This is a genomic window from Reticulibacter mediterranei (assembly GCF_016587455.1).
This window is the reverse complement of record NZ_BNJK01000001.1, coordinates 8,560,268-8,586,996: the sequence shown is the minus strand read 5'-3', so window position 1 is coordinate 8,586,996 and position 26,729 is coordinate 8,560,268. Positions and strand designations below refer to the sequence as shown.

The window sequence follows — 26,729 nt, the reverse complement described above, 5'->3', positions numbered from 1 at the left end:
GTATTGAATAGAGCCCCGCATTCGTTTTTGAGCCTCCACACCTACTTAACCGCACCACTGGTAAGACCTGCCAGGAAGTAACGCGTCCCCAGCAGAAAAGCAATAATAATCGGCAGTACGCTAATCGCAGTTCCCAGCATCACAGCGGGTGTATCAGTAGCATAGAGCGTATTCAGGCTTGTAAGTGCCAGCGGCATGGTAAACAAGCTCTTGTCATTGAGGATGATGAGAGGGATCTGAAAATTGTTCCAGATTTGCAAGAACGTGAGCACGCCGAGCGCCGCCAACCCAGGCACGATCAAAGGCACGACGATCTGCCAGTATGTACGCAAATCGGAGCAACCATCAACTTTCGCAGCATCATACAGTTCGGAGGGAATTGTCTGTACAATATATTGACGCATCCAGAAAATACCAAAGGCGCTCGCCATCGTCGGAACGATCAGAGGCCAGTAGGTGTTGAGCCAGTGAAAATTCTTCATTTCGATAAACCAGGGAATTAACCCGACCGTTGGCGGTATCATAATCGTTCCCAGCATGATGTTGAAGAGCCAGCGATTGCCAGGAGCCAGACGAAAGCGGGCAAAGCCGTAGCCTGCCAGCGAGCAGAAAAAGAGCGTGAGCAGCGTAGAAGCGCCAGCGACGAAAAAGCTGTTCCACATCGCTCCAGGCAGGTTAAAAGCTTGAATGAGGCGCGAAAAGTTATCGAGCAGCGCCGAACCGGGCAGCACTGGCGGTGGAAACTGATAGACCTCTGTGCGCGTATGCGTCCCCAGCACAACCATCCAGTAAAGGGGAAAGACAAAAAGAAGCGCCAGAATCGCAATGCCAATGGTAATCAACAGGCGTAACGTGCGATTGGAAGAGAGTGCTTGCATAGTTGCTCGCTTTCTATCCTGTTCTCTCTGTTTGTTCTCTACTATTTACCGCTATCGTCGCTCCGCACCAGGCGGAAATTGAGGATGGCAAAGACAACCACCAGGGCAAAAATGATATAGGAAACGGCAGATGCCAGCCCGAAGTTAAAATCCTGAAATGCCGTCTGATACTGGTACAATCCCAGCGTCGTTCCCAGTTGCAGCGTGCCCCCTGTGCCATTTGTCAACACATATGGCTCATCAAACAGCTGCAAACCGCCAATCGTGGCCGTTACCGTGCTGACCAGAAAGACCGGCACCATCAAAGGTACCGTAATGAAACGGAAGATGTGCCGCCCGGCAGCGCCATCGACCCGAGCGGCTTCATAGACCTCGGTAGGAATCGTTTGCAGACCGGCCAGAAAGAGCGTAAAATGCCAGCCCGTCCAACGCCAGACGATCATCAAGATCACCAGCGGTTTGAGCCAGACGCCCGTAGCGAACCAGTCATATTCAATCTTATGCCCAACGATGAAGCCCAGCAATGTGTTTACCAGTCCCGCATTCGTGGAGAAAAGGGTGCTGATAATAATTGCCACCAGCGCAGGCGCAACCAGCTGCGGAAAAAGAAATACCACCCGAAAGGTTGTGCGAAAACGAGAGACGTAGTGGTTCACCAGAAACGCAAGCAGGAAAGCCAGGCAGAGCGTAGCAATAGTAGAACCGAGCCAGACATAGATGGTATTGGTCAGTACTTTCAGAAATGTTGGATCACGGAAAAGATTCACATAATTGGCACCACCTACAAAAATAGGCTGAGAGAGTCCGTCCCAACGTGTGAAGCTATAGTAGAGTGAGGCCAGAATGGGATAGGCACCAAAGATCGCGAAAAGGATAAAAAACGGTGCAACGCAAACATAAAACGTCCAGTTATCACGTATTCGCTTGAACAGGCGATCCCTCTCCACTCTCCGCTCTCGCTCCAGTGTCAATGATGATGTTGCCGCATATTTTTTTGTCTGCGTTTGCATCACCTACGTCCTTTCTCAGAAGCAAGCACAGGACATCCCACGACCGACGAGAAAGATCCACAAGCTATGGGACGCCTCATGCACTCGCTTCAACCAATTACTTACCGGTCTTGGCCTTGATTTGTTGTTCAGCCTTGTCTAATACCGCATCAACGCTTAAATTGCCCTGCGTCAAGTCCTGAAGGGCACTGGTCATGACGGTACTAACAACCGGGTCATTCGGGTTAGTAACGGGCGGCGTCATCTTTGCCTGCACCTGAGAGAAAATCTGATTGACCTGCTGACCGCTATAAAAGGTGTCGCTGGTATTGAGCCACTGCTGGCTGAGAGCAGGCGACCAGGCGGGATAGAGGTCGTTGGCGAGGTACATCGTCTTGAGGCTATCCGGGTCTTGCGTAACGAACTTGATAAAGTTCCAGGCCGCCCCCTTGTTCTGGCTGCTCTCTAAAATACCAATGAAATCGCCGCCACTATCATAAGCGCTACTCCCCTGAAACGCTGGAGCATCCGTCACCCCCCATTTGCCATCCGTTCCTTTTGCATAGACTGACTTCAATAAACCGCCGAACCAGTTCCCGTAAAGATATGTTGCAATCGTGCCATTCTGCATCGTGGCGGCCCACTCCGTTCCCCATTCCTTAAAAGGCGAGATGAAGCCAGCTTGCCAGGCATTCTTGGTGTACTGTAGCGCGGTACGATAAGCGGGATTTCTCAGTTGCAGATTGCCGCCCGCGTCGTAGTAGGAAAGGTGCGCCTGCGCCAGCATGGTATTAAATATCTGACCAGGCGTAGCGACCATCCATTGTTTACTGCTGATCGCCAGCTTTTTCGCCGCAGAGAGAAACGCATCCCAATCTTTCAACAGTGCATGGACCGCATCCGGCTCAGTGGGCAAACCGGCCTTTTGAAAGAGATCGCGACGATAGAACATCGCGCCTGGCCCTGTGTTCTTGGGCAGCGTGAATATCTTTCCGGTCTGCTCATCGGCGACATAGTTCCAAGAATAGGCGGCATAGTTGCTCTTGTATTGCTTGGCATCGTAGGGACTTTGCGCCAGATCGACAAAGCCCGGCTTGCCCTTAAATTTGGCAATGTTGCCGATCTCGACCATCGCCACGTCCGGGCCAGAGCCTGCGACCAGGGACGCCAGTAATTTGTCATGATAAGAGCTGGAATCGAATGCCTGCACTTTTACGGTGATCTTGGGGAATTTTTTCTCGAAAATAGGAATCGTCTTCTCAAATGTCTTGTCGTTGTCCGGCCAGGTCCAGACGGTAATTTGTCCTGAGCTATCGGCAGGGTTACTGCTTTCATCGCCGCCACAGGCTGCCAGGAAAGCGCTTACTGCACTGGCCGAAAAACCGGCAGCGATGGCTCGGGTGGAAAACGTGCGACGCGAGATCCTGCTAGCAAACAGGTCACGCGTCAGGCCTTGCATCTCGTCTCTGGACATTCCTCGTCCTCCTTCTAACATAGAAGATGTACATACGATCCGTTCAATGGAAGGACTATTAGCTCATTGAGTTGCCTCATAAGCTATTTCTGCATTGAATACCTTGTTCACGTGTTTCAGCCCATCGAGGTCGGGCCAGCGCGAATGCTCAGAGACAGGCAATGCCTCAGTTCGCACTGGCAAATAGGTTTACGGGGCCGAATCCAGCGTGAACTCTATTGCCAGCAATCCTTTTTCGGAGGACTGCACAGCATGCACTTCATTGTCGGTAACGTTCTGCCCTTCCCTGGGATGCGCCTGGCGCTTTGCATCGTACACCTCCAGCCACCACATCACATCTTCAAGATGCGCACGCATAAAATTCTCGGCGTGGCGTGCATCATGCATACGTATCGATTCTGTAATCTGAGGGTGGAAACGGAGCGCGCTATCTACCAGTTGTGGCACATGAGAGGTAATACTACGGCTCCCACGTAACTGGCTATGTACGCGCTCTAGAGCATCGAGTAGCAGAGTGTTGTGTGCCCCACGCACAATCGCCATGTGAAATAATACATCCTCTTCCTGAAGCGCACTCTGCTCTTGAAATGCCTTGAGGTTCTGTTCGTGTAATTCTTGCACGATGTTACAGCGGCGCTCTATCTCTCTGATGTCAGCTTCCGTTGCTCGCTCAGCTGCGAGACGAGCAGACATTGGCTCTATTGCGAGGCGTAGTTCCAACAAATGACGTAGAGAGGTACGATCACCTTCTGCCAGCAGATTGCGCGACTCGAAAACGCCCTCCTGGTCCAGCCGCTCGGTCACAAAAATACCGCCTCCATGTTTGACGCGCAACAGCCCCATGTAACTCAACACACGCACTGCCTCGCGTACCGAGGACTGGCCCACGCCGAGTCGTCTGGCAAGTTCCCTCACCGTCTCCAGTCGGTCTCCGGCCTTGAGCTTTCCCGATGCGATATCAGCACGAATATACTCCATCACCACTTCGTAAAGCTGATGTCGTTGAACCTTGTCTTGCATAGCGTATGCTACCCTCTCCGTCCATATTGCCAACAGGGATAAAAGTTCGCCCCCTATCTCTGGCACGAACGGAATAAAGATCAGATCACCATGTCTTTCATCTAGCGAATCAGGGGTAAATCTGGTATCAAACGGAGTATAACATCACAATAAAGCAAAAGTCAATCTTGCAAGAAGGGTATAATAATACAATATGCGCATACATTTTTAAAAATTGATGCGGTCATTGGACAACTAGATTGAAATTGATATGATTATATGGTACAGTGGTTTGCAGGATGCTATGGAGCAACCGAGCTGCTTGTACCTGAAAGTTTACCACCGGAGGAGATGACAACAGGATGCAGACACCTATTCCTGAACACCTGCCACGTAAATTGACTATTTCTCTATGGGATTTTTCATGGTATACCATGACAATGCCTGGAGAGCCTTTTGACGATCTGGACCGCGCCTTTTCCGAAGCCGTTGAGCGTGGATACAACACCGTGCGTATCTGCGCCATGCCATATCTGCTCTTCGGCAATGACGAGCGCGATACAAGTCGCCTGCAATTTGCCAATATGGGAGGAGACTTTGGGCAGCATACGCGCTGGTACAATGCACGCGGTGGCGCTCTCCTCGATGGCCGCGAGCATCTCCTACAGCTTTTTCAAGCGGCACAGCGCCATAATTGCTTTATCATTCTCTCTTCCTGGGAATTTCAACAGAGTTCCAGCTTTTTTGCCACGCCCGATTGGTATCACAGCTTGCTTGCTATCTCGCCAGAACAACGTTGTATGCAGTTAGCACAGGCAATGGGTCGTATGATCGCTTTTCTGAAACAGCACCAGTTTGCAGATCGTATCGCTTTTGTCGAGCTACACAACGAGGTCGAAGCTGGCATGCTCAAAGACGTGGCACAGGCAGGGGAAGATACTTTTGCGGCCGAAAAACCCTATCTGGAGGCTGCCCTGGAGACCCTGCGCAATCAGCACCCCGATATACTCATGACCGTAAGTTATGCCGGCATCCCACTCACTCATGTACGCCATGTTGCCACAAATATGCAAGTTGCACAGTTCCATATCTATATCTATGGCGTCCTCAATCAGCTTTTCCAGCAAGCAGGGCTAAGAGATACAGAGCAGCCCTTTCCCAACGATCTCACGCGCCAATTGCTGCGTCCAGAAGCGCCTCCCTTTGCAGAATGGCAACCTCCAACCGGCCAGGAGTGGCGATTGGACGCAACGGTCGTGAGCCGCCGACTTTTCTATTTGCACGATTGGGTCGATCCCGACAAGTGGGATCTCTGGCTCTACGAACACTATGGCGCTCATCGAGAAGCGATGCGGCAGGCGATTGATCTCCGTGTGGCAACCATCGCGGATTGGGCTGAAGAGCATCAAGTGCCAGCAGTCGTGGGGGAGGGCTACGTTGGCTATACACCTCTGTCCGCTCTTTTTGAAGAGGGGCCAGTAGGAAAGGATATCGCTGAATATGCAATAGCTGCATGCCAGCACCACAACTTCTGGGGCATCATCCTCTGCTCTAACTGCGCTCCACATCATCCCTTCTGGCAAGATATTGCCTGGCAGCAGCGCCTCAATGCCTCGATCTTACGAGGATAGATATCCACCGATAACAGGCGGATGACAGCAGTATTACCCGCAGTCATCCGCTTTCCTCCTGACCACTACTAGAGGTCATAATTCTTGAGCGTGATGGCATACTGTTGTTGAATCGCCTTGATGATGAGACCTTTCCAGGGCAGGTAGGGCAACATGCCGATATTCAAGTTGCGGAGCCAGATCATAAGGCGCGTCGGTGCAACAAACCACTGTCCACCCTCCTGTGCCGCCTTCTGGTTCCGCTCAACATATTCCCGCATCACCTCTTCATAACGCGCGAATGCCGTACGATAATCACCACTAGCTTCTTTGAGTTCTCCAGCCAGCACATAGGCTCCCACAAGCGCCAGATTTGTTCCCTGACCTGAGAGCGGCGATGGACAGTAGCCAGCATCACCCACCAGCGAGACGCGCCCCTTTGACCAGCATGGCATCTGAATCAGGCTAATCGAATCAAAGTAGAAATCGGGGGCATCCTGCATCGCCTTGAGCAACTGTGGGATCTCCCATCCCTCTCCCGCAAACATTTTCGCCACAATCTCTTTCTGCTCCTGGCTATTGTGGCGATCATAGGAGAGCGGCGGCGACGTGAAGTAAAACATGGCCTTCGCCTCGCTGTTCTGCCGGGAACTATAAATGCCAGCTAGCTTGCCGGGCATATTATAGACGAGTTGCCAGTGATCCAGATGCATGTGGTTGGCGGCGGTAAAGATCGAGACATAATAGCCGAGGTGACGGATAAACTGAGACTCATCGCCAAACGTCAACGCACGCACATTCGAGTGGAGTCCATCAGCCCCTATCACGAGATCGAATGTGCGTGGCTCGCTCCGCCTGAACGTGACTCGCACGCCGTCCTCATTCTGCACCAGCGAAGTAATCGAATCGTTAAAAATGTATTCGGTGGTATCTTTCGTGACTGCATAGAGGATATGGGATAGATCGCCACGCAAGATCTCGAACTCGCTGACGATACCCTCACCTCCCAACTGATCGACGGTCATGTTTGCCTGCACTTTATTCGCGCTATTAACATACGACATGCCACGCGCCTTCGTGGTTGCCTCTCGCACCGCCTCCATAATCCCCATACGCTCGGACACGAGTCGCGCTGCCCCTCGAATGTCGATAGCATAGCCGCCTTCACGCAGCGCTGGTGCCTGCTCGACCACAGTTGGATGAAAGCCATAACGAGCCAGCCAATACGCCAGCGCCGGCCCCCCAATACTTGCCCCCGAGATGAGAATATTTTTGTTTTTCATATTTTTATCCTTCATAAACTAATAATGCCTTATTTATCGCGATCAATCTTTAAAAACCCCTCAAGTCGCAGCCATTCGCCAAACTGCTCAATCCAATGATCACTGGTAAGCCCCTGTTTTTGCATACCGAAAGCGTGGCCACCTCTGGCATAGATATGCAACTCAACCGGACGATTGGCGGCTTTCCAGGCGCTATAGAGAGGCATATTGCCATCGGGAACTGCCATATCATCACCTGCAAGCGCGATGAAAAGCGGCGGGGCATCCTCTGGCACCGTGAGCGCCTGCCAGACAGGAGAATAAAGCGATGCGGCAAAGCTGGGGCGGCTCTGAGCATCATAGTGTGTGGCTAACGCAAGGGAGATAACTCCCCCACCAGAGAAACCGAGGACTCCAATGCGCTCCGGGTCTACCCCCCACTCATGCGCGCGTTCTCGTAATACTTTTAAAGCCTGTTTCCCATCAATAATGCCAACCGGAGCCTGTGCTTTCATTCTTTCCTCATCGTGAACGATATGCATAAATTGTTGCAAGAACTCTTCATCATTCACGGCTGTTGGCGAGAGCCGGTATTTGAGGACAAAGACTGCCACTCCCCACTTGTTCAACCAGCGCGCGACAGCCTCTCCTTCGATTTCAATGGGGAGAAAGGCAAAACAACCACCTGGACAGACAAGCACGGCGCTGCCATTAGCAATCGTGGGATCTGGCAGGTAGGCTAGCAAGGTTGGCTGCGAAACATTGCGTACAAATTTTACAGATTCAGAGCTGATATAAGATGAGAACAATGTCTCCTGCTCTGGCAGCACTTCATTGTTTCTCTCCAACACACCTTCAGGCCAGATGGGAACAATCTCTAATCGCTTCGTATATTGCATGACAACCTCATTTATAGATGAAATTTCCATTATTCATGCGATATGCAAGAGAAGTTATGCATATGCCTCACATCACTGCCATGAGTATACTCAGCGCCGGGGTGGTTGCGCGCCCTCCAATCGGGTTGTTCGGTGGGTGGTTTATCGGCAAATGAGGAAAGATATTAGACGAGTTTCGCGTGACGAGCGACCTCTCCGGCCTGAACGCGATTGGCGACGCCAAGCTTGCGATAGAGGTTTTTCACATGGCCTTTGACAGTATTGACAGAAACAACAAGCGCTTCGGCAATCTCCGGGTTACTGCGTCCGGCAACCAATAAGGCAAGGACGCGCTGTTCCTGCATCGAAAGCGGCTCGATCAGTGGCCCTTCACCTCTCCATTGGCTGATAGTATTAGAGGAAAATGCATGCAAAATGCGTTGTATATACATACGTAAAGGTTTCTCGGTCAATGCAGGCAACAGAGAACGGAGTAGCACGGCAACTGGCTCCCCTTCATCCAGGAACAACCGCAGAAAGCCCTCAGTCCTCGCTTGCAAAAGCACCTGGATCACGTCTTGCCGCGCTTGCTGTCCCTTCCTGCATACTGTACAAGCAAGGGCGATAAGAAGCTGAATTTCCAGAACGCGGATGAAGTGCTGGCCCTCTTGCGCTATGGGGAGCAGTTGTTCAAGCAAAGAGAGAGCCGCTTCCGCCTCACCTTGGGCAAGCAGAAGACGAGCTTGCAAAAGTGTACGTGTCTGTTGTTGCAGCGGCGATAGCTCCTGTTCGGGATGAGCAAGCTTGTCGAGAGTACGTTTTGCAGCTGCCAGATCACCATCTCTGATCTGTAAACGTCCCTGCCAGGCCAGCACATCGGGGAGCAGTTGCAGTATATTAAGATAAGTGCTGGCTCGCATACGTGCAAGCAGAGCAGTGAAGCGCGATTGCACCAGATCAGCCTCTCCACGCGCATGCAGCAAGAGCAACCTCAAAAGCTCCCCTCCCACATGTAGCTCCTCCTCCCAATGCGGAAAATAGCCTTCAAATGCATAAGACGCAGCCTTGCTCATCAGTTGCGCGGCCTGCTCAAGCTGATTCCACTCATAGGCTAGCCGCGCCTGTCCATAGAGGGCGAGCGGCAATACCACCTCCTCCCCGCTTTCAGTCTTATAGGCCTCGACAAGCACTTGCTGATAGTATTCGCTGGCCTGATGCAATTGTCCCGCTTCGAGGCACACCTCGCCAAGCATCCTGTTGATAATCGGCCTGAACACGTTATCTTTACTGTTCATCGCAAGAGCACGCGCCTCACGCAGATTTTGATGCGCGCGGTCAAAGGCACCCGCTTGCATAGCATCCATAGCCAGCCCGCACAAACAGATACAGCGCCAGTCGTGCCGCACATACATATGATCACCTGGTTGCTCTGCTGTCAACGGGAGCAATTGAAGCGATTGTTGAGCATATGTAACAGCCTGGGCGACATGCCCTTGCAGCAGCAGATACGAGGCGCGCAAGCCATAAAGCATTCCAATGCTGGTCAGATTGCCCTGACGACGCCATCCTTCTTCCGCCATTTGAAGCAGATCCTCAACCTGTGCCAGTTGCAGCGCCGTGCTATTCATCACCTCAGGAAAGAGCCGCGCCTGCGCATAGCGGAAACAGAGATCAGGATGCAAGCGCAACAGAGGCCGAGGGAACTGCTCCAACCAGCGCCGTATCGTGTGATGCTCGGAGAAATAAGCTCTGCCATGAAGTCTTTTAATCAGGTCTGCGACATGTTCAAATTCCTGGGCAGCGAGGAACACTTCAATGGCCTCTACCAGCATCTCATGCTCTTCGTACCAGCGCGCGGCCCGCATTGCCAGATCTCGCAAAGATTTCTCTCCCAGACGACGTTTTGCCTCGGTCCGCATGGCCTCCGCGAAGAGCGCATGATAACGATACCACTCGCCCTCATTACTCAACGCTTCCAGAAAGAACCCGGAGCGTCCAACCAGTGCCAACCACTCAGCGCTATCCTGTCTTCCCGTCACTGCATCACAGAGCGAGGCAGTCACACGATCAAGCATGCCAGTCTGGAGCAAGAAGAGTTGGAGCGGCTCCGGTTGCAGAGCAAGGATCTCGCTGAGAAAAAACTCCTGAATGGGTTGGTGTATGCGATCAGACGCGAAACCAGCATGCAGGCGAGTAAGTATTTCTTCGATTGCCTGTGGCGCCATCTGGCTCTGCAAGCTCAGGGCAAGCAAACGCAATCCGGCGGCCCAGCCCTCTAGATGAGCATGCAACGAGCGAATAGCCTCTTCCGCAAGAGGTTGAGGGATCATTTGCTGACAAAAAGAGGAGGTTTCTTCCGCCGAAAAGCGCAGTTGTGCGCTATGAACCTCCAGCACATCGCCACGCACATGCCAGCGTGCCAGCGGCAACGGCGGAATACTGCGCGTCAACAGCACCACATGCAGGTCGGTGGGAAGACGCTCGATGAAAAACGCCAGCGTCTCATGAATACGTTGCTGCTCGATACAATGATAATCCTCCAGGATCAGCGTTTCTTCACGAACAAACTGAGCCAGATCATTGAGCAGAGAGGTCAAAGCCATTTCTAAAGGAGATGCCATAAATGATTCTTGCGCAAGCAGTTCCAGCGCCTCCTGCCCAACGGAGGGGTGCAAACGCTGACAGGCAGCAATCACGGCGGCCCAGAAACGGACCGGATCATTATCGCCGCTATCAAGAGAGAGCCAGGCAGTCGAAACCTGACGATGCGCGATCCATTGAGCAGCCAGCGTCGTTTTCCCAAAGCCAGCCGGAGCATGCAACAGCGTGAGTTTATGTCGTTGTCCGTTATCAAGTAAAGCAAGCAAACGTTCACGGGGGACCAATACAGATGGAAGCCGGGGGGAATGGAGTTTGGTTGCGAGCAGTGGCATATCCCTCTGTGGCTGTTTTAGAGAAATAGCAGCAACCTCTGCGCCCTCCTGTCTCTTGCCATGCACACGTTTCGCTAATGTGAGCGCAACCTCGTTCAGTTGCGTCAGGGTCAGGTCTTCCGACTTACCAAGATACGCTCGATACAGCTTTCCCTGGTATGTACGGTAAGCTTTCCAGTACCAGCCTCCTCGACGACTGCCAGCACGTTCCTTGCGTGCTGTATAAGCACCATCAAGGACATGAAACGAGAAGATTGTGGAGGTCTCCTCGCCTAACCAGGCAAACCATTGCTCTGATCCAATAGCTATAGAGGCTGAGGCTGCCTGCTCTTCTGCATAAAAAAGCAGCCTCCCATCGCGTACCATCGGGGTTGATCTCGCCATATGTTTGCTTCTTGCTCATCCAATCACGGACAAAATTCCCTAACACTATAGCACAGATGTTAGGGAATTTGGAAGAGCCTATTAAGCTTCGCCTGTACCACCCGATTGCTTGCCAGAGCTGAGTCTCCCTCGCACGAGCGCTATCTCATCCGTAGTAGGAGGCGCGGTCTCGCTCAACGTCTCAGCAACTCGCACCTGCCATCCTATTTCGACTACAACGTCATCGAGCGTCACACCTGGATACAACGAAATCAGTTGCATTTCACGCTCGGCATTCTCAAAATCGAAGAGCGCTTTATCAGTAATCATAAGCTGCGGTCCCTTGCTAGCTATCCCCAATTCTTGAGCCGAGGTGCCTCCGTGAAAATGGCCCGGAGTGGTGAGGAAGTCGAGTTGCTCAACAAATGCACGCTTTTTGAGGTGCATGATGATAAAGACGCGTTGCGCATTAATAGCAATCTCACACGCGCCGCCGCTCCCTGGCAGGCGTACCTTTGGATTGTCATAGTTGCCAATCACGGTGGTATTCAGATTGCCATAGCGATCGATCTGCGCGCCACCTAATAGCGCCGTCTCCACCAGCCCGCCTTGCAGATAGAGGCCAAACAGATCAGCCATCGACGTTACCGAAATAGCACCTGTAACCAGCGTGGGATCACCAATGGAGAGCGGCTGGCGCGCTGGTTGAGCGCCGTAGACGCCCGACTCATAGATCAGTTCGAGATCAGGCGCAACCGTATAACGAGCGACATTGCAGGCAATATTTGGCAGGCCCACGCCAACAAAGACGGTCCGCACGCCCGCCAGGGCTCGCGCCGCCACAACGATCATCATTTCTGCCGGGGTATATTTCAGCACAGTGGAAGAATCGCTCATTGATATGCTCCATACTCTACGCCAGCGGCAGGCGCGGGGCCAGGCTTAATGCGTGCTAACGTCTCTGCTCCCAACTTCTGAACATAGGCGGCATGATCTGGCAGCCCATACACCCATTCATCAAGCCACGCCTGCACCTGCTCAGGATCACGAGAGAGCGCATCCCACCGCAAATAAAAGGCATTGTCCCGATCATAATAGCCCTGCACATAGGAAGGATGCGCCCCGTAGGGAACCTGCACCACTGCATCGACGACAAGACCCGGAATGAGTGTTCTATTAGGGTCAGCACGAATCACCGACTCGTCTACAATCTCTTCCACCACCACGATCACCTTCCGCGCGGCAAATGCCACCTCTTTTTGCACTCCCAGCAGCCCCCAGATATGGGTATTGCCCTGTTTATCCGCCCGTTGCGCATGCACGATTGCGACATCGGGATTGAGCGGCGGCACCACAGCAACCTTCCCATCGCCATAGGGACTCTCGATAATCTTGATCCGCTCATTGATCTGTGGCAGATCCGACCCAAGATAGCTGCGCAAAGGAAAGAACGGCAGGTGCGACGCCCCGGCCTGATAGCGAGCAACCATGCCGTAATGCGAATACTCTTCGATCTCAAGCGGCGTCGGCTGGCCCTTCTCAATGGCGCGGCGCAGGCAATGCAACGGCCCCACGCCTGGATTGCCCAGATAGCTAAACACCAGTTTACGCGCCACACCAGCCGCCACCATCTGATCATAAATCACATCGGGCGTCATGCGAATGAGCGTCAGATTACGATGTCGTTGACGGATAATCTCATGCCCGGCGGCAAAGCAGATAAAGGCGGTAAAACCTTCAATTGCCACCGAGAGATCATCCTGCACATATTCGGCGATGGCTTCTTGCAACGTGCAACGTTTATCGACCATGAAGACCTCTTTTCTTTCTGCAAAGCTGGCTACCAGGTGAAAGGCAGGCCCACATAATTTTCGGCAAGGCTGGTGGACGCTGCACGTGAGCTGACCGTATATTCAAGTTGTGCGCGCTGCAATCGCTGCTGAAACGCATCATCGTCTGGAAAACGGTGCAGCATAGAGGTCATCCACCAGGAAAAATGCTCCGCGCGCCAGACTCGCCGCAAACAGGTTGTGGAATATGTTTCTAACAGATCCGTTTGCTGCTGCTGATAAAATCTGGCAAACGCACGGGCCAGATGACGCACATCGGCAATCGCCAGATTCATGCCCTTCGCACCTGTTGGGGGCACGATATGAGCGGCATCACCAGCGAGAAACAGCCTGCCATGCTGCATTGGCTCGATCACGAAACTACGCATCGCCACAATGCCCTTTTGCGTAATCGGTCCCACCTGCAACTGCCACTGATCCTTGCTCTCCAGACGCGCCTGCAACTCTTCCAGAATCAGCTCATCGGACCAGTTCGCGATATCATCCAGCGGATCGCACTGGATATACATGCGTTGCAGCGTTGGCGAGCGCGTACTGATCAGAGCAAATCCGCGTTCATGATAAGAGTAGATCAGTTCTTTGGACGATGGAGGAGCCTGTATCAAGATGCCAAGCCAGCCAAAGGGGTATGAACGCGAAAATATGTGGTGTCCCTGTTCTGGTATCACAGCACGTGATACGCCGTGAAAGCCATCGCAGCCAGCGACAAAATCGCACTCAAGCTCCTTCTGCTCGTGTTCATGCTGGAAGTGGATGTGTGGTTGATCAGAAGTGATCTCTGCGATCTGTACGTTTTCAACGTTGAAAAGAATGGGTTGCTCTTCCTGTTTGAGACGAGCCGCGATTAAATCCTTCAAGACCTCGTGCTGCGCGTACAGCGTGATGCCACGCCCATTTGCCAACTCATGAAAATTAATGCGATGACCGGAGCCATCGAAGCGCAACTCGATCCCCTGATGAACGGCCCCTTCGCGCTCCATACGTTCGCCAAGACCTATCTTCTTCAATAGATCAACCGTTCCTTGCTCAAGGACGCCAGCGCGAATCGTCGATTCAACTTCCGCTCGACTCCGGCTTTCGAGCACAAGCGAATCGATCCCTTCTAGAGAGAGCAGATACGAGAGGAGTAAACCAGCCGGGCCAGCGCCTATAATGCCAACGCGTTTTCGTATGCTCATCATGCATCTGCCTTTCTAAATGTGTTCAAATGTATTTAACACATTGTCAGTGGCGGTGAAAACGTCTGCACACTGATTTTCGATTGCAGTGAAAACGTCCGCACACCGCACGGGATCGCCCGTATGTGGCCCCAGCCGGGCAAGGAACCTCATCAGAATATTGACGACGCTATTTTCGTCTTGATCCATAACGAGTCCACATTCTTTGCAGTAATAGGTTCGTTTCCAGAGTGGCGTAGACTGTTTTTGCCCACAATCACTACAGGTTTTCGACGTATCACGCTCATCTAAAATTTGGAGATCTTTTCCGTACAACTGGCACTTGTAAAGCAACATCTGGATGAAGGTGTACAAGCCCCACTCATTAAACACGGCTCGATGCAGGTGCTTGTTCCGTTCTCGATGCTCTTTCATGACAATTTGCCGTTGACTCAAGTCTCCAACCACAACGGTTCTCTCAACCAGTTTGTGGGCTATCAAGTGTGACACTTTATGTAAGCTGTCCCGTTGTTTGTTGCGCTTCTGCTGCGAAACACGGTTATAGACGTTGCTCAAGTAGCAATACCGACGCGATTTCTTCTTGCACTTGTCACGCTTGGAGCGGATTTTGTCGAGTTGGCAGTTATACCATTGAACCCCTTTGAAACCGCCAACACGGTACACCTTGCCCTGCTCGTTGACACCGGTTGCCAGTGTCTTCATGCCCAAGTCAAATGCAACTACGCTATTATTATCGCACGTTTCCTCCTCTCGTTCTACAATAAATGACGCGTAGTAATGTCCCTGCCCATCTCTAGAAATCGCCACATCTTTGTAGCCTGTTGGTGCTTCCTCAGTGAGCGTGGCGATGACATCAGGGTCGCGCTTGTTCTTGCCCCTGCCCCCTGTTGGGAGCCTGAGTGACAAACCTTCCACCTGGATGTACATAGCAGGATAGATAAGGGTGAAAAAGCAGTGTCGTGGGCGTACTCTCGGAAACCCCGGCTTTTCGCCATTCTTGACTCGTCGAAAGAAGGCTTTCATCGCGCTATCTAAGCGGAAATAGATCTCTTGCATCAACTTGCCATAGACCCATTTCAGTTCAGGGTCATGTTCACGGCTCTCTTGCAGTGTCTTCTTCGCCTCTGCCCATTCAGGCCATTGCTCCCCGTCTCTGAGGATGATCTGGCTTTTACCTTCCTCCCTTGGCCCTGTCTTGCCTAACGCGGAATAATCTGCCTGTGGATGACCCCAAGACGCGGAAACACGAACCATCATCGATAAACTTCCATCAAGTAGGATGCGTCTGGCACGCGCGAACCTTTTGTGGCTCTCGCTCGTAACGGAGAATAGTACACGACTGAAAGGAGCCGCAAAGCCGCGTTTGATGCAAGAGAGAAGCGATGAAGAGTTGATGACAGCTGTGATGACGGGCGACCAGGTGGCTTTAGCCTCGTTGGTTACGCGCCACCACGGCCCACTGCTTGGCTATCTCTATCGTCTCGTCGGCGGCGATCGGCAGTTGTCCGAAGATCTGGTGCAGGAAACCCTGCTGCATGTGCTGCGGCAGCGCACATACCAGGCCGCTCGCCCATTCAAGCCCTGGCTCTACGCGATTGCCACCAATCTGGTGCGCGACTATTTCAAGTCAGCCGCAGTACGCCAGTGCTGGCGAGAGGGTGACGCTGAGGACGTATTGCTCCACCTGTACGATAGTGAGCCTTCCCCGGAGGAACGCGCCCTGGCGGCAGAGCAGGGCAGCGAGGTGCGGGCGGCGCTCGCTCAGCTTCGTGAGGACTATCGCATCGTGATAGTCCTCCGCTTTTATCAAGGCTTCAGCTTACAAGAAATCGCTGAGACGCTGCAAATCCCTCTGGGTACGGTCAAATCGCGGCTCTCGGTTGGTGTTCACCGCTTGCGCAGCATGCTGGCCCCAGTACAGAAAGGAGTGGACTAGATGCTTGATCCCCAATCATCCTGGCCAATCGCGCGACCAGAGCAGTTGACTGACGCGCTGCGCGAGCAGGGAGCCACGCCAGAAGAGCGTGCTGATCTGCTCCCCGCCTTGCGTCGCCTGTCCGAGTGGCAAGCACCACAGCCGTCACCCTCAGACACCCGGCGTCTGCTCGCCGTGCTTTCGAGTGTGCTGCCTGCACACTCGCCCGTGCGCCAGGCCATTCGCGAGCAAAAGCTTCTCCAGCGCAGCTGCATCGCCTTTCTGCTGGCAACGGCCCGCACACAGGTCAGCCTCTTTGGCCTGGGCTTCTGGCTGGTGAGCGCACTTATCACGCTGATCGGTGCAGGAGTTGTCTTGAGCAAGGCGGTTCCAGATCAGGACGTGGTGTTGCGTGCTAGCGGACCACTGCTGGCCTACCTGGGTACCATCATTGCCTTTCGCGGGAGAGGAGCGCAGGTGCTGGAATTGGAACTGGTCTGCCTGCCCTCGCCGCTACAACTGGCAGTGGCGAGGCTAGTGATAGTGCTGGGCTACGATGTTGGCCTGGGCCTCGCGCTGAACCTGGTGCTCTGGGCGGGTGGGGCCGAGCAGGTGCTGGCGTTGACGCTTACCTTTCTCATGCCACTACTCCTGGTCGCGGGACTGGCTCTGCTGCTCTCGTTACGCCTCTCGATCCAGGCAGCAGCCTCCCTGGCCTACGGGATCTGGCTGGCCGTCCTGGCCATCAGCAGCACCTCCCATCTCCAGACGCTCCTGTTCGCGCCTGCGCTTTCGGCGCTGTTGGGTTGCATCGGCGTGGCAGGGCTTGCCATCGCGCTGTTGCGCATGCATACCGCCATGCACCGCTTGCTGCCTCATTCTTAATGTTTGCGAATGATTGCAGTGCGTTCGCGAACCTTTTCTGGGGCTAGCTCGTAAGAGGGCACGTGCAACACCCAGCTCGCACCTCCAAAATCGAACACACAAAAGGAGTGTCCCATGAATATAACTACGCTGACCGGAACTGGTCAGCAAACCCGGGCTATCGAGCGCCCGCATCCGCTCCTGAGCGTTATGACCTGGGAGCTTCGTCGCTTCTTCGCCAGCCGCCTCTTCTGGCTTCAGGCCCTCGGCTTCTTCTGTTTCTTGCTCTTCGTAATATGGGCTATGAAGATGCCATCCCAATTCGGCAGATCGACCATGCCCGGCCAGGAAGCGTTGGACGGCTTCGTTGCCGGAACGAGCGCCTGGGGGCTGCTTACAAACCTTCCATCAGCGTCTTTGCTGCTGCTGGTTCTCCTCCTGCCCTTTGTCACGGCTGATGGCGTGACGCGGGATCTCTCCCGACGCACCCATGAACTACTTCTGACGACCTCGCTACCAACCTGGGCCTATGTCTGGGGACGCTACCTGACGGGCCTGCTGATCAGCCTGGGGCTGGCCGGGCTTTTGCTAGTTGCCATCCTCCTAGTGGGCCTGCTGCTGCATATGACCGTCCCGACGTATCCCTTGCCTCCGACCGGCGTTGTGCTGCTCCTCTGGGTCGGCATGGTCTTACCAGCGACGGTTCTGGTGAGCAGCCTCGGCTTCGCCCTGAGCACATTGCTCCCCCACATGGCTACTCTGGTCAAGATCGTGATCCTCGTGGTGTGGGTCATAGGGGCGGTGATTCTGCCCAACGGGTTCCACGACACTCCTCCCCCTACCTGGTACGTCAATTGGGACCCGACCAGCTCGGTCACCGCGCTCGGACTGCTCCCCAAGTATTCCCTTCACCTCAGTACGATAACCAGTCAGGCTCAACTCCAGCAGATCCTCTTCACCGTTGAGAACCAGATGCCCGACATCACAGGCTGGTTTGTACCACACCAGTTGTTGGCCGTCCTCAGTCTGCTACTGGTACTGGTCGCGGCCCTTGCCTTTCAGCGGTCTCGCACCATGCCCAGCTAAGATGTTTGTGCGCGACTTCAATGGTCATAAGCAGAGAAATGGCATGTGAGGAAAAAAACACGAAGTTCCCCTTTGCTTTCGCCTTCAGTCGAGAGGGCTTGCAACGAGTTTACTGAAGAAGAGAGAACAGTGATGGAATTGACGATTGAACACCTGAGTAAGCGTTATGGGCAGCATTGGGCGTTGCGTGAGCTATCGCTGCGCTGCGGGCCGGGCATGCTCGGATTGGTTGGCCCCAATGGTGCCGGCAAGACGACCTTGATGCGCATGATTGCGACCCTACTGACCCCTACCGAGGGAACTATCTGTTGGAATGGGCAGGATATCCACGCTCATGGCAAGGCGCTCCGGCAGGTATTGGGTTATCTTCCCCAGGATTTCGGCGTCTATCCGGAGTTCACCGGACGACAGTTCCTGCGCTACCTAGCTTCAATGAAAGGGTTGCCCAGGTCGCTGGTCCACCGACGCGTTGACGAGGTGATGGAGATGGTGCAGGTGGAGCAGATAGCCGACCGCAAGCTGCCCACCTATTCTGGCGGCATGAAGCAGCGTATCGGTATCGCACAGTCTCTGCTCAACGATCCCGAACTCTTAATTGTCGATGAGCCGACCGTAGGACTCGACCCCGCCGAGCGTGTGCGTTTTCGCACCCTGCTTGCCAGCCTGACCAGCAACCGGATTATCATTCTCAGTACCCATATCATCACCGATGTGGAGGCTGTTGCCAACCGCTTGCTGATTTTGCAGGAGGGGCACATGCTGGCTGATACGACTCCAGAAGTGTTATTGGCACACGCCGCCGGAAAGGTCTGGAGCGTGACGACCAATCAGATCACCGCCTTGCAGTTACAGGCGAGCTACCAGGTCAGCACAATGGTCAACCAGATGAACGGCGTCACGCTGCGGCTCATCAGCGCTACGCGCCCGCACGAGGCCGCTATCGAAGTTTCCCCCAGCCTGGAAGAAGCCTATCTGCTGGCGACGGGCAGGCAAGAGGTTCGTGCCTGAGAGGAGGAAAAATGATGAAACCCAAAAGAACCGATAGCGTTGGCTTTGCGCAAGTGCTGCGCTCAGAGTGGACCACATTCTGTCAAGCCCGAGGCTCTTTGATCGCAATGGTAGTCGCGGCGTTGGTGACAGTGCTCTTGGGACTCGCGGCGACAGGACTCATGCATTGCGAAGGTCCAAACGGAAGTGCCTGCCCTCCTGTCCCAATTGGGCCAGGCGGTGAAGCGGTGAGGGACAAGTTCTACTTCGTGCATCAGCCCCTTGCCGGGGATGGCAGCATGACGGTACGCGTCACCTCGCTGAGCGGCCTGATCACCTACCCACCACCCAACCACGACCAGATTGTCCCTGGCGTCGTGCCGTGGGCGAAGGCCGGGATCATGATCAAGGAGAACATGAAGCAGGGGTCAGCCTACGCAGCCATGATGATCACCGGCAGTCATGGGACGCGGATGCAGTACAACTTCACTCAGGACACAGCTGGCAGCCCAGGCGGAGTCTCTGCGCAATCCCCACGCTGGCTACGGCTAACCCGTTCTGGTGACATACTCACTGGTTACGAATCAACTGACGGCACGCGGTGGACCCAGATCGGCACGGCTCATCTGGTCGGGCTGCCTGCCACAGTCCAGATTGGACTCTTCGTTACCTCACCGGGCGACGTGACTGTACAAGAGCATGCCAGCCGCCTCACTCAAGCCACTGCTACCTTCGACCACGTTAGCCTGCATGGCAATAGGTGGACCGGCACCAGTGTAGGAAGCCTCCAGGACAAATCAGCTCCGTCTGTGGGGAACCTCATCAATGGCGTACCAGCTTTGTCCATTGGAAGCTTTAACAGATCTGGCGATACGTTTACCGTGACCGGGTCCGGCGACGTCGCACCAGGGACTGAGGAGGGCTGGACCACCGAACGCTTCCTCATCGGCACAGTGTTTGGGCTGATCGTGGTGATCATCGTAGCAGTATTCTTCAGCACTTCTGGACGTCTGCCCGGCCGTATCTACGCCTCAGAGCAGGCGAATCCGAAACCTGGGCGGGTGTTGGTCGCGAAGGCTATCGTGATCAGCCTGGTCACTTTTACTATCCAGTTGGTGGCCGCCGCCATCACGGTCCAACTCGGCAAGCACATCATGCTCTCGAACGGCAAAACGGTCCAGCCGGTGGCCCCTCTCATCGAACTGCGTGTCGTGGTCGGTACCGCAGCGCTCGTGGGGGTCGTTGCCGTCTTCGCCCTTGCCCTTGGTGCCTTGTTCCAGCGTCGCGTCGTTGCCGTGATCGTCGGCTTCATACTCGCGGTCTTGTCCTTCATCCTCGCCAACCTTGCGCCCCTTGCCGTGTCCCAGTGGTTGCTGCGGCTCACACCAGCCGCTGGGTTCGCGATCCAGCAGAGCATTCCCGAATATCCGCAGGTAATCGGCCTCTACACGCCACCAGCCGGGTACTACCCGCTAGCCCCGTGGGCTGGCTTCTCTGTGCTCTGTGGCTACACAGCGCTTGCTCTCGGCCTGGCCGTCTTCCAGTTGCACCGCAGAGGTACTTGAGGCTGCTGTCGAGATTTTCCCTAGCCTGGGAGGTGCCTCCCGAAGGCAGGCCAGTTGTTCGGATCAGGCATCAGGAAACACCCATTGCCATCCAGTTCGGCGGTTTGATCCGCCGAACCGGAATCGGCACGCGCAATTTACGAACTCTATCAGGCTCCGAAGAGTTGGACCAAGCGCACCTATCCCAAACTCATATATTACAACAAGCTCGACAAAGGCGGCCGTTGGTAGCCTGCCTGTCGTTGCACCGAGAGGATATCCTGCCGCTCTGAGTACTCTGATCCCCCAGAGCTACCTACGTCACGTGATGATCGCGTATACTTCCTGTCCTGGGTGCGTCAATTAGCGTGAGAAACAACAGGCTGGATAAGAACGATCTCGCCCATTGTTCTTCACTGAACACTTTACTGCCTTATCGTTCTGCTAAAATTTTCAACCCTCGTGATTTTAAAGCTGCTCAAGTGGTTCTCCTACTTGAGCAGCTTTATCATGCTAAATTTTGTCTTTTGAATATGTTTGAATACACTTTGGAAAACAGTTGGCATCTCCTTGCATGGTAATTCGCACCTCGTGGTGATCTCCCAATTGCATTGAATCAGCAAGCAATTGGCAACACTCTCTCTTCTACAATGTTTTCAATGGCGATGTTTTAGCAACCCGTTCTCCTTTGGACAGGAAACAAAACAAGGGCCTTATTGGAGAGGTTGGAGAGAATCCAGGAAGGAGAGCCAGTCAGACGCTTTGCGTTCAATATTGTCTTCGGTTGGTGGTTCCCCCTCATCGGCTTCCTCTTCATGGTCCCAGAACCAGACCGAACCCAGGTCTTCACTGCGCAAGGAAATGGCGAACAAGTTCCCATACTCATCGCGTGCCACAGGCAACAGCCAAGCTGGAACGCGGTTGTGGTATGTATCGAGAATTCTCCACATACTTGCCGAGCCAGGAACGTTGCTCAACCCAAAAATATCTTTGACGGCTTCATGATTATTGTCTAACCGACCTCCATCCTGCTCAAGGAGATAGTTATGGTATGAAGGGGGTAATGACTGCCCAAGACGCTGCTCCAGTTGGGAAATCAGGTGAGGCGACGCTGGAAGCTCTTGGCGGAGATACGTAACAACCACTGTCTTACACCCTGCCTTTCATCGTTGGGTCATACGAGGAATCAGAAATCATGACGGCCTGCTCAAAGCATGGTGTGGTCAGTATATTCGTCGGCCATTTATCCGTCAACTCACTTAATTTCATTATTCATTCACCACCAGCCAGTCGAGATCGCGCGAGAGCTGCTGCGAAAGCAACTCATTGCCACTGCGACGAACTGCCACATTATCGTTGAGGCGCAGGCCACCTTTCCCGTCCAGATAAACGGCAGGCTCCATATTGTGAACCATTCCGCTCTGCAACGTCGCATTCGAGGCGGGGTGCAGCACCGGGGCCGCCGCGTGGTTAATCGCCTGGAAGCCAAAACCGTGCCCAAGCCCATGTTTAAACGCCGAGCCGAAGCCTGCCTGGCCCATGACATGGCGCGCGGCACCATCAACCTCTCTGGCACTGGCTCCCTCGCGAATATGCTGCAATGCGGCGTCCTGCGCGGCCACGCAAGCTTGATGAGCCGCGCGCCACTCCTCGCTGATGCTGCCAACAAAGAACGTCCGTGTCAGTTCCGCCCAGTAGCCATTCACGCCGATCTCCATCTGCACCGTCACGGTATCGCCCTGATTGATAGATGCGTGCGAGGTCAGGTTAAACGCTCGATAGGCGAATGCGGCTCGCGGCCCCGCCATCACGTGAACATGGGGCTGCACGTGATACGCTCTGGGTGCTGCATACCCCGCGCGCAACAAAGCGGCATAGGTTGCGGCTGCCACATCAGCCTCAGTTGCTCCGGGATGAATCGCAGCACGCGCCGCCGCAAAACCTGCACAGGCCACCGCCTCGCTCCGCCTGATCGCCGCCAGTTCCTCTTCAGTTTTGATCGCCGCCAGTTCGTCCAGCAAAGACGTTGCATCGCGATACTCTCCTCCCAACAACAGCAGATGGAGCAGATCGCGTGTCTCCGGCCCCGTCACGCCGACCTGCGTATATGTGGGGATGATCGGCGAGCGTCCTCCTTCGATTCCAACAACTGCGCCTTCGTTCAGTCCAGCCGCACGCAAAAGCTCACCAAGCGGCTTACGCACAGCATCAAGCGTGGTGCCAATATACGTCATTGTCTCTTCAGCAAACGTATTTACTTCCTTTATCCCCACTTGTGGCACCATATCCTGCTCATCGACTGGCACAGCGAGGCGCATTTCTAGCTCGTGTGCAGTATTGAGCGAGATCAGACAAAAAGTATTGCCGAGAATTGGCTGATAGCCGGTAAACATCACCACGTGCTGCGGCATGCGACAGAGCAGAGCATGATAGCCCTCTCGTGCAAACAGTGCCCTGAGCTGGTCAAGTCGTTGTATATTCATTGTGTGTTCCTCTTTTTATTTAATGCGCGGCACGCCCTTATTGGCTGTCCCTGCCGGAGACATATTTTGCCGGGCTGGTGGATGCGCGACGGAGACCGTTTCAGGATAATCTGAAAGGAGGTGCTTACCGTTTGAGATGATATAGTCGGCAGTGCGAGCTGCAAGCGCTTGAATAGTGAGACCAGGATTCGCCGATCCTTGCGTAGGTAGCAAGCTACCGTCACAAACGAACAGGTTCGCGATATCGTGCGTTCGTCCAAAGCTGTCTGTCACCGATGTACGCGGATCATTGCCCATGCGAGCGCCGCCGACCAGGTGAGCGTATCGCGGCTCCTCCACGACCTCTTGTGCCCCCGCTGCATACATGATCTCCGTCGTCTTTTCTACCCCGGCCTTCGCGACCTTTTTATCGTTGTCGTGCAACCGGAACGTCACCTTCGCCACGCGCAGACCGTAGTGATCCGTTTCGTCGGCCAGCGTCACTCTGTTCTCTTCCCAGGGTAGAATCTCGCCCAACACGCCCAGTGCGGCCCAGTGGTTATAGTCCATCATGACCCGGCGCATACCCCAGCCCCATGCGCTCTTCGCGACAAGCATTTGCTTGCTAAAGGCGATGGGCAACGGTCCAACCGTTTGAATGGCAAAGCCCCGCGCAAAATCGCGCTTTGGATCGGTCTCGTAAAACTCTTCGGTCAGAGCGTGGGCTGGCGGTGCTTTATACATGCGAACCGGATCTTCAAAGCGAGCCAGCACGACGTTGCCTATCTGCACCATCAGATATTTGCCGACCGTCCCGCTAGAGTTCGCCAGCCCATTTTCAAACCCTGGACAGGCCGAGTTCAACAACAGACGCGGCGTTTCAATCGCATAGCCGCTGACAATGACGACCTTTGCCTTCAACTCGCGCTCGTTGCCATCAGAATCAAAGTAGCTCACCCCTGTCACAGAGAATGGCTTTGCCTGTTCCGCACCCCCTTCATCTCCCTCGCCTGTGGCTCCACCCTGTCCTTCATGCAGCGCCATCTGGATTACCTGAGCCAGATGCAGAGCGTACCGATCTGTAGATTGTTCGATTTGCTCTCGACAGCTAAACCCATCGGCGATAATCAACGTCTCTGGTTCGGCCTGGCGCACTGCTGGAAGCAAGACACGCTTGCCGATCTGCATTGAGATGGCATAGTGACCCTTCTCAAAGCCAAAGGCTCCCGCCATCCCACAGCAGCCAGAATCGAGTGTCTGATAATCGAGGCCAAGCTTTGTCAGCAACGCAGACTCGCGCACTGACCAGATCAACGCCTCTTGCGCTGGATCATCAGACAGCCTCATTGCGGGTGAATGGTCCTGGCTCTTGAGGCGCTCCATTAGCTTGCGCGCCTGACCATTGGCCTCCTCTTTGCCGTTGCCACCAAATTCGACGATCAGCCAGCCCCGACCTTCGGGAAAAAGCGCTACCTCATCCTTATGCAGCCCTTTTTTGCGCTGGTCATCGATCAGGCCATCATCGAAACCCTCCAGCCCTATCGGGTGATACTGCAACAACATGGGAATTTGATCGCAACAGCTGTAGATATCAGCATAGCCAAACACAACAATGGTGCGTAACGGCGGACTCTGCACCAATCGCGTTGTTGCTTCCAGGACGACCACACAAGTGGACTCGCTGCCGACCAGAGCTCCAGCGACATTAAAGCCATTCTCCGGCAGCAGCTCATCAAGGTTATAGTCAGCGCATGCACTCCACACGAATTGTTGCCGATCATAACGCCAAGCGTGCAGTGATTATGCGTTGCGGGATCTGGTCCAAAGGTGAGATGATATTTTTCTGCGGCATTGCGCAAATGATCGAGAATAAAGCCGGGCCGCACACGGGCGCGCCGCTGCTCCTGGTCCAACTCAATGATATTATTCATATACTTGGGCATATCCAGCACAACCGCCACATTGCAGCACTGTCCCGCGAGGCTTGTACCACCGCCACGTGCCAGCGGCGGCACGGCATATTGGCGACAGGCAGCCACTGCAGCTACCACATCGTTGGTATCTTTCGGAATCACCACGCCGATTGGCACCTGTCGATAATTCGAGGCATCGGTGGTGTAGAGCGCCCGACTGCCCTCATCAAAAAAGCGCACCTCGCCGCGTACTTTTGCCCGCAAATCGCGCTCCAACGCCTCCACATCAATCTCGATCTTCGTCATCGGCATGCTATGCACGTTGCTGTTCTGCACAAACGTCTGCGCATTTTCGTTGAGAACCACGACCTGTTTCACCTGCTCATCTTCTTTCCGTTAATCCATACGATACCCTGGCAAGCATCATGAAACGGCATAGGCAGCCACATCAGAGCGTTTGAATTCAAGCCCCATGCCTGGACGCGAGAGGTCAGGGTGCAACGCTCCTTCAATGGGAGTAAGGACGCCGTCGAAGAAGAGGTGTTCGATGCGAACGTGATCGTGAAAGTATTCCATATGCCGGAAGTTCGGCACGGCACAACATGGATGTATATGCAAAGCTGGTCCACAGTGGGAAGACAATTGCAGCGAACGCGCCTCACAGAGCGCCCCAACAGCCAGGAACCCGGTGATACCCGCACAGCGCGTAGCATCGGCCTGAAGCACATCGACCGCCTCCGCCTCCAGCATGCGCCGAAAATACCAGAGATCATAGCCATACTCGCCAGCTGCAATATCCATTCCTGCCGGAGCGAGATCACGAATCAGATGCAACCCCTCCAGATCGTCAGAAGAAACAGGCTCTTCAAACCAGGTCACGCCAGAATCAACAGTGAAGATGCGCGCCAGAGCCAGCGCCTCCTTCCGGCTATAGGCTCCATTGGCATCGACAAAGAGTTCCGCGTCGGGACCAATCGCTTCACGGGCCTGAGCCACCCGGCGTGGATCGTCGTCCGGTTGCCGCCCGATCTTCATCTTGACCCGACCAATCCCTTGAGCAACCCAACCACCAAGTTGCCCCTGTAACTGCTCGGATGAATAGGAGGTGAAGCCGCCGCTGCCATAAATGGGTGCACTTGTGCGGACCTGACCCAGAAGCGTCACCAGTGGCAAATCAAGCAGCCGTGCCTTCAAGTCCCAGAGCGAGGCATCCACAGCTGCAATTGCCATCGAGCATATTCCGGGGCGGCCAAGATTGCGGATAGCCTGTACCATCTGTTTCCAGATACCCGGCACCGCCATTGCATCCTGATCAACGACGATCTCTTTGAGCATTTCATCGATCAGTTTGGCGGTGGCAGTATCGGCATAGGTATAACCGACACTGCGCTTCCCTCCAGCACTTGCCTCCACAAGCACAATCGTCGTTTTATCCCAGGTATAGGTGCCGTCCGACTCAGGGAAATCGGTCGGCACCGTATACGCTGAGACATCAAGCCGCTCGATGGGAACGCCTTTGTTCCCAAAACGTGTCCTTACCATCG

The 26,729-nt window shown here is 54.2% G+C and carries 22 protein-coding genes and 1 pseudogene; 7 read left to right on the top strand and 16 right to left on the bottom strand.

Annotated features, from left to right (window positions below; translation table 11 throughout):
- Window positions 1–41: 41 nt before the first annotated feature.
- The 4 genes from K3T83_RS36815 to K3T83_RS36800 form a co-directional block, all read right to left on the bottom strand.
- Entirely contained in the window at window positions 42–878 is an 837-nt protein-coding gene (locus tag K3T83_RS36815; RefSeq protein WP_220207886.1) for a carbohydrate ABC transporter permease, read from the bottom strand.
- A 41-nt stretch (window positions 879–919) separates the two neighbouring features.
- Window positions 920–1,888 carry a carbohydrate ABC transporter permease gene (locus tag K3T83_RS36810; protein ID WP_220207885.1) on the bottom strand — a complete coding sequence of 323 codons (969 nt, stop codon included), beginning with the start codon at window positions 1,886–1,888 and terminating at the stop codon, window positions 920–922.
- Between the two features lie 97 nt (window positions 1,889–1,985).
- Window positions 1,986–3,341 carry an ABC transporter substrate-binding protein gene (locus tag K3T83_RS36805; RefSeq protein ID WP_220207884.1) on the bottom strand — a complete coding sequence of 452 codons (1,356 nt, stop codon included), beginning with the start codon at window positions 3,339–3,341 and terminating at the stop codon, window positions 1,986–1,988.
- A 189-nt stretch (window positions 3,342–3,530) separates the two neighbouring features.
- Entirely contained in the window at window positions 3,531–4,361 is an 831-nt protein-coding gene (locus tag K3T83_RS36800) for a FadR/GntR family transcriptional regulator (protein WP_220207883.1), read from the bottom strand.
- Window positions 4,362–4,702: 341 nt separating this feature from the next.
- Between K3T83_RS36800 and K3T83_RS36795 the strand changes: the two genes are divergently transcribed.
- On the top strand, window positions 4,703–5,971 hold the full coding sequence (locus tag K3T83_RS36795) for a cellulase-like family protein (protein ID WP_220207882.1): 1,269 nt from the start codon (window positions 4,703–4,705) through the stop codon (window positions 5,969–5,971).
- A gap of 68 nt (window positions 5,972–6,039) precedes the next feature.
- Here K3T83_RS36795 and K3T83_RS36790 read toward each other — a convergent pair whose 3' ends face one another.
- The 7 genes from K3T83_RS36790 to K3T83_RS36760 all read right to left on the bottom strand — a co-directional run bounded on the left by K3T83_RS36790 (window position 6,040) and on the right by K3T83_RS36760 (window position 15,671).
- Window positions 6,040–7,233 (bottom strand): FAD-dependent monooxygenase, encoded by a 1,194-nt coding sequence (locus K3T83_RS36790; RefSeq protein WP_220207881.1) that lies wholly within the window; start codon window positions 7,231–7,233, stop codon window positions 6,040–6,042.
- Between the two features lie 29 nt (window positions 7,234–7,262).
- Window positions 7,263–8,111 carry an alpha/beta hydrolase gene (locus K3T83_RS36785; RefSeq protein ID WP_220207880.1) on the bottom strand — a complete coding sequence of 283 codons (849 nt, stop codon included), beginning with the start codon at window positions 8,109–8,111 and terminating at the stop codon, window positions 7,263–7,265.
- Window positions 8,112–8,275: 164 nt separating this feature from the next.
- Complete coding sequence (locus K3T83_RS36780) at window positions 8,276–11,407, bottom strand: winged helix-turn-helix domain-containing protein (RefSeq protein WP_220207879.1); 3,132 nt, start codon at window positions 11,405–11,407, stop codon at window positions 8,276–8,278.
- A gap of 81 nt (window positions 11,408–11,488) precedes the next feature.
- Entirely contained in the window at window positions 11,489–12,283 is a 795-nt protein-coding gene (locus tag K3T83_RS36775; protein ID WP_220207878.1) for a CoA-transferase subunit beta, read from the bottom strand.
- The gene (locus tag K3T83_RS36770) at window positions 12,280–13,197 is read right to left on the bottom strand and encodes a CoA transferase subunit A (RefSeq protein WP_220207877.1); all 918 of its coding nucleotides are present in this window, start codon (window positions 13,195–13,197) and stop codon (window positions 12,280–12,282) included. Before K3T83_RS36770 ends, K3T83_RS36775 begins: the two co-directional genes overlap by 4 nt.
- Before the next feature lie 29 nt (window positions 13,198–13,226).
- Window positions 13,227–14,408 carry a 4-hydroxybenzoate 3-monooxygenase gene (locus K3T83_RS36765; protein ID WP_373324639.1) on the bottom strand — a complete coding sequence of 394 codons (1,182 nt, stop codon included), beginning with the start codon at window positions 14,406–14,408 and terminating at the stop codon, window positions 13,227–13,229.
- 21 nt (window positions 14,409–14,429) lie between these two features.
- A complete protein-coding gene (locus K3T83_RS36760; RefSeq protein WP_236065066.1) occupies window positions 14,430–15,671 on the bottom strand; it encodes an RNA-guided endonuclease InsQ/TnpB family protein in 1,242 nt (413 codons plus the stop codon).
- 109 nt (window positions 15,672–15,780) lie between these two features.
- On the opposite strand from K3T83_RS36760, the gene K3T83_RS36755 reads away from it, so the two are divergent.
- From K3T83_RS36755 to K3T83_RS58095, 6 genes and pseudogenes are all read left to right on the top strand, one after another.
- Complete coding sequence (locus K3T83_RS36755; protein WP_220208369.1) at window positions 15,781–16,350, top strand: RNA polymerase sigma factor; 570 nt, start codon at window positions 15,781–15,783, stop codon at window positions 16,348–16,350.
- Complete coding sequence (locus K3T83_RS36750; RefSeq protein WP_220207875.1) at window positions 16,351–17,214, top strand: hypothetical protein; 864 nt, start codon at window positions 16,351–16,353, stop codon at window positions 17,212–17,214.
- Window positions 17,215–17,328: 114 nt separating this feature from the next.
- Window positions 17,329–18,279 carry an ABC transporter permease gene (locus K3T83_RS36745; RefSeq protein ID WP_220207874.1) on the top strand — a complete coding sequence of 317 codons (951 nt, stop codon included), beginning with the start codon at window positions 17,329–17,331 and terminating at the stop codon, window positions 18,277–18,279.
- Window positions 18,280–18,411: 132 nt separating this feature from the next.
- Entirely contained in the window at window positions 18,412–19,287 is an 876-nt protein-coding gene (locus tag K3T83_RS36740; RefSeq protein WP_220207873.1) for an ABC transporter ATP-binding protein, read from the top strand.
- A gap of 11 nt (window positions 19,288–19,298) precedes the next feature.
- On the top strand, window positions 19,299–20,831 hold the full coding sequence (locus K3T83_RS36735) for a hypothetical protein (RefSeq protein ID WP_220207872.1): 1,533 nt from the start codon (window positions 19,299–19,301) through the stop codon (window positions 20,829–20,831).
- A gap of 141 nt (window positions 20,832–20,972) precedes the next feature.
- Window positions 20,973–21,059 (top strand): annotated as a pseudogene (locus K3T83_RS58095) (epoxide hydrolase (part 1)); the annotation flags it as partial.
- A 464-nt stretch (window positions 21,060–21,523) separates the two neighbouring features.
- Here K3T83_RS58095 and K3T83_RS36730 read toward each other — a convergent pair.
- The 5 genes from K3T83_RS36730 to K3T83_RS36715 all read right to left on the bottom strand — a co-directional run bounded on the left by K3T83_RS36730 (window position 21,524) and on the right by K3T83_RS36715 (window position 26,727).
- The gene (locus tag K3T83_RS36730; protein WP_220207871.1) at window positions 21,524–21,955 is read right to left on the bottom strand and encodes an SMI1/KNR4 family protein; all 432 of its coding nucleotides are present in this window, start codon (window positions 21,953–21,955) and stop codon (window positions 21,524–21,526) included.
- Window positions 21,956–22,078: 123 nt separating this feature from the next.
- On the bottom strand, window positions 22,079–23,293 hold the full coding sequence (locus K3T83_RS36725) for a M24 family metallopeptidase (RefSeq protein WP_220207870.1): 1,215 nt from the start codon (window positions 23,291–23,293) through the stop codon (window positions 22,079–22,081).
- Window positions 23,294–23,308: 15 nt separating this feature from the next.
- Window positions 23,309–24,880, bottom strand: a complete 1,572-nt coding sequence (locus K3T83_RS58090) for a GMC oxidoreductase (protein ID WP_373324638.1) — start codon at window positions 24,878–24,880, stop codon at window positions 23,309–23,311.
- Window positions 24,811–25,563 carry an FAD-binding oxidoreductase gene (locus K3T83_RS56540; RefSeq protein ID WP_236065065.1) on the bottom strand — a complete coding sequence of 251 codons (753 nt, stop codon included), beginning with the start codon at window positions 25,561–25,563 and terminating at the stop codon, window positions 24,811–24,813. Before K3T83_RS56540 ends, K3T83_RS58090 begins: the two co-directional genes overlap by 70 nt.
- 45 nt (window positions 25,564–25,608) lie before the next feature.
- Entirely contained in the window at window positions 25,609–26,727 is a 1,119-nt protein-coding gene (locus K3T83_RS36715) for an enolase C-terminal domain-like protein (RefSeq protein ID WP_220207868.1), read from the bottom strand.
- Window positions 26,728–26,729: the final 2 nt, after the last annotated feature.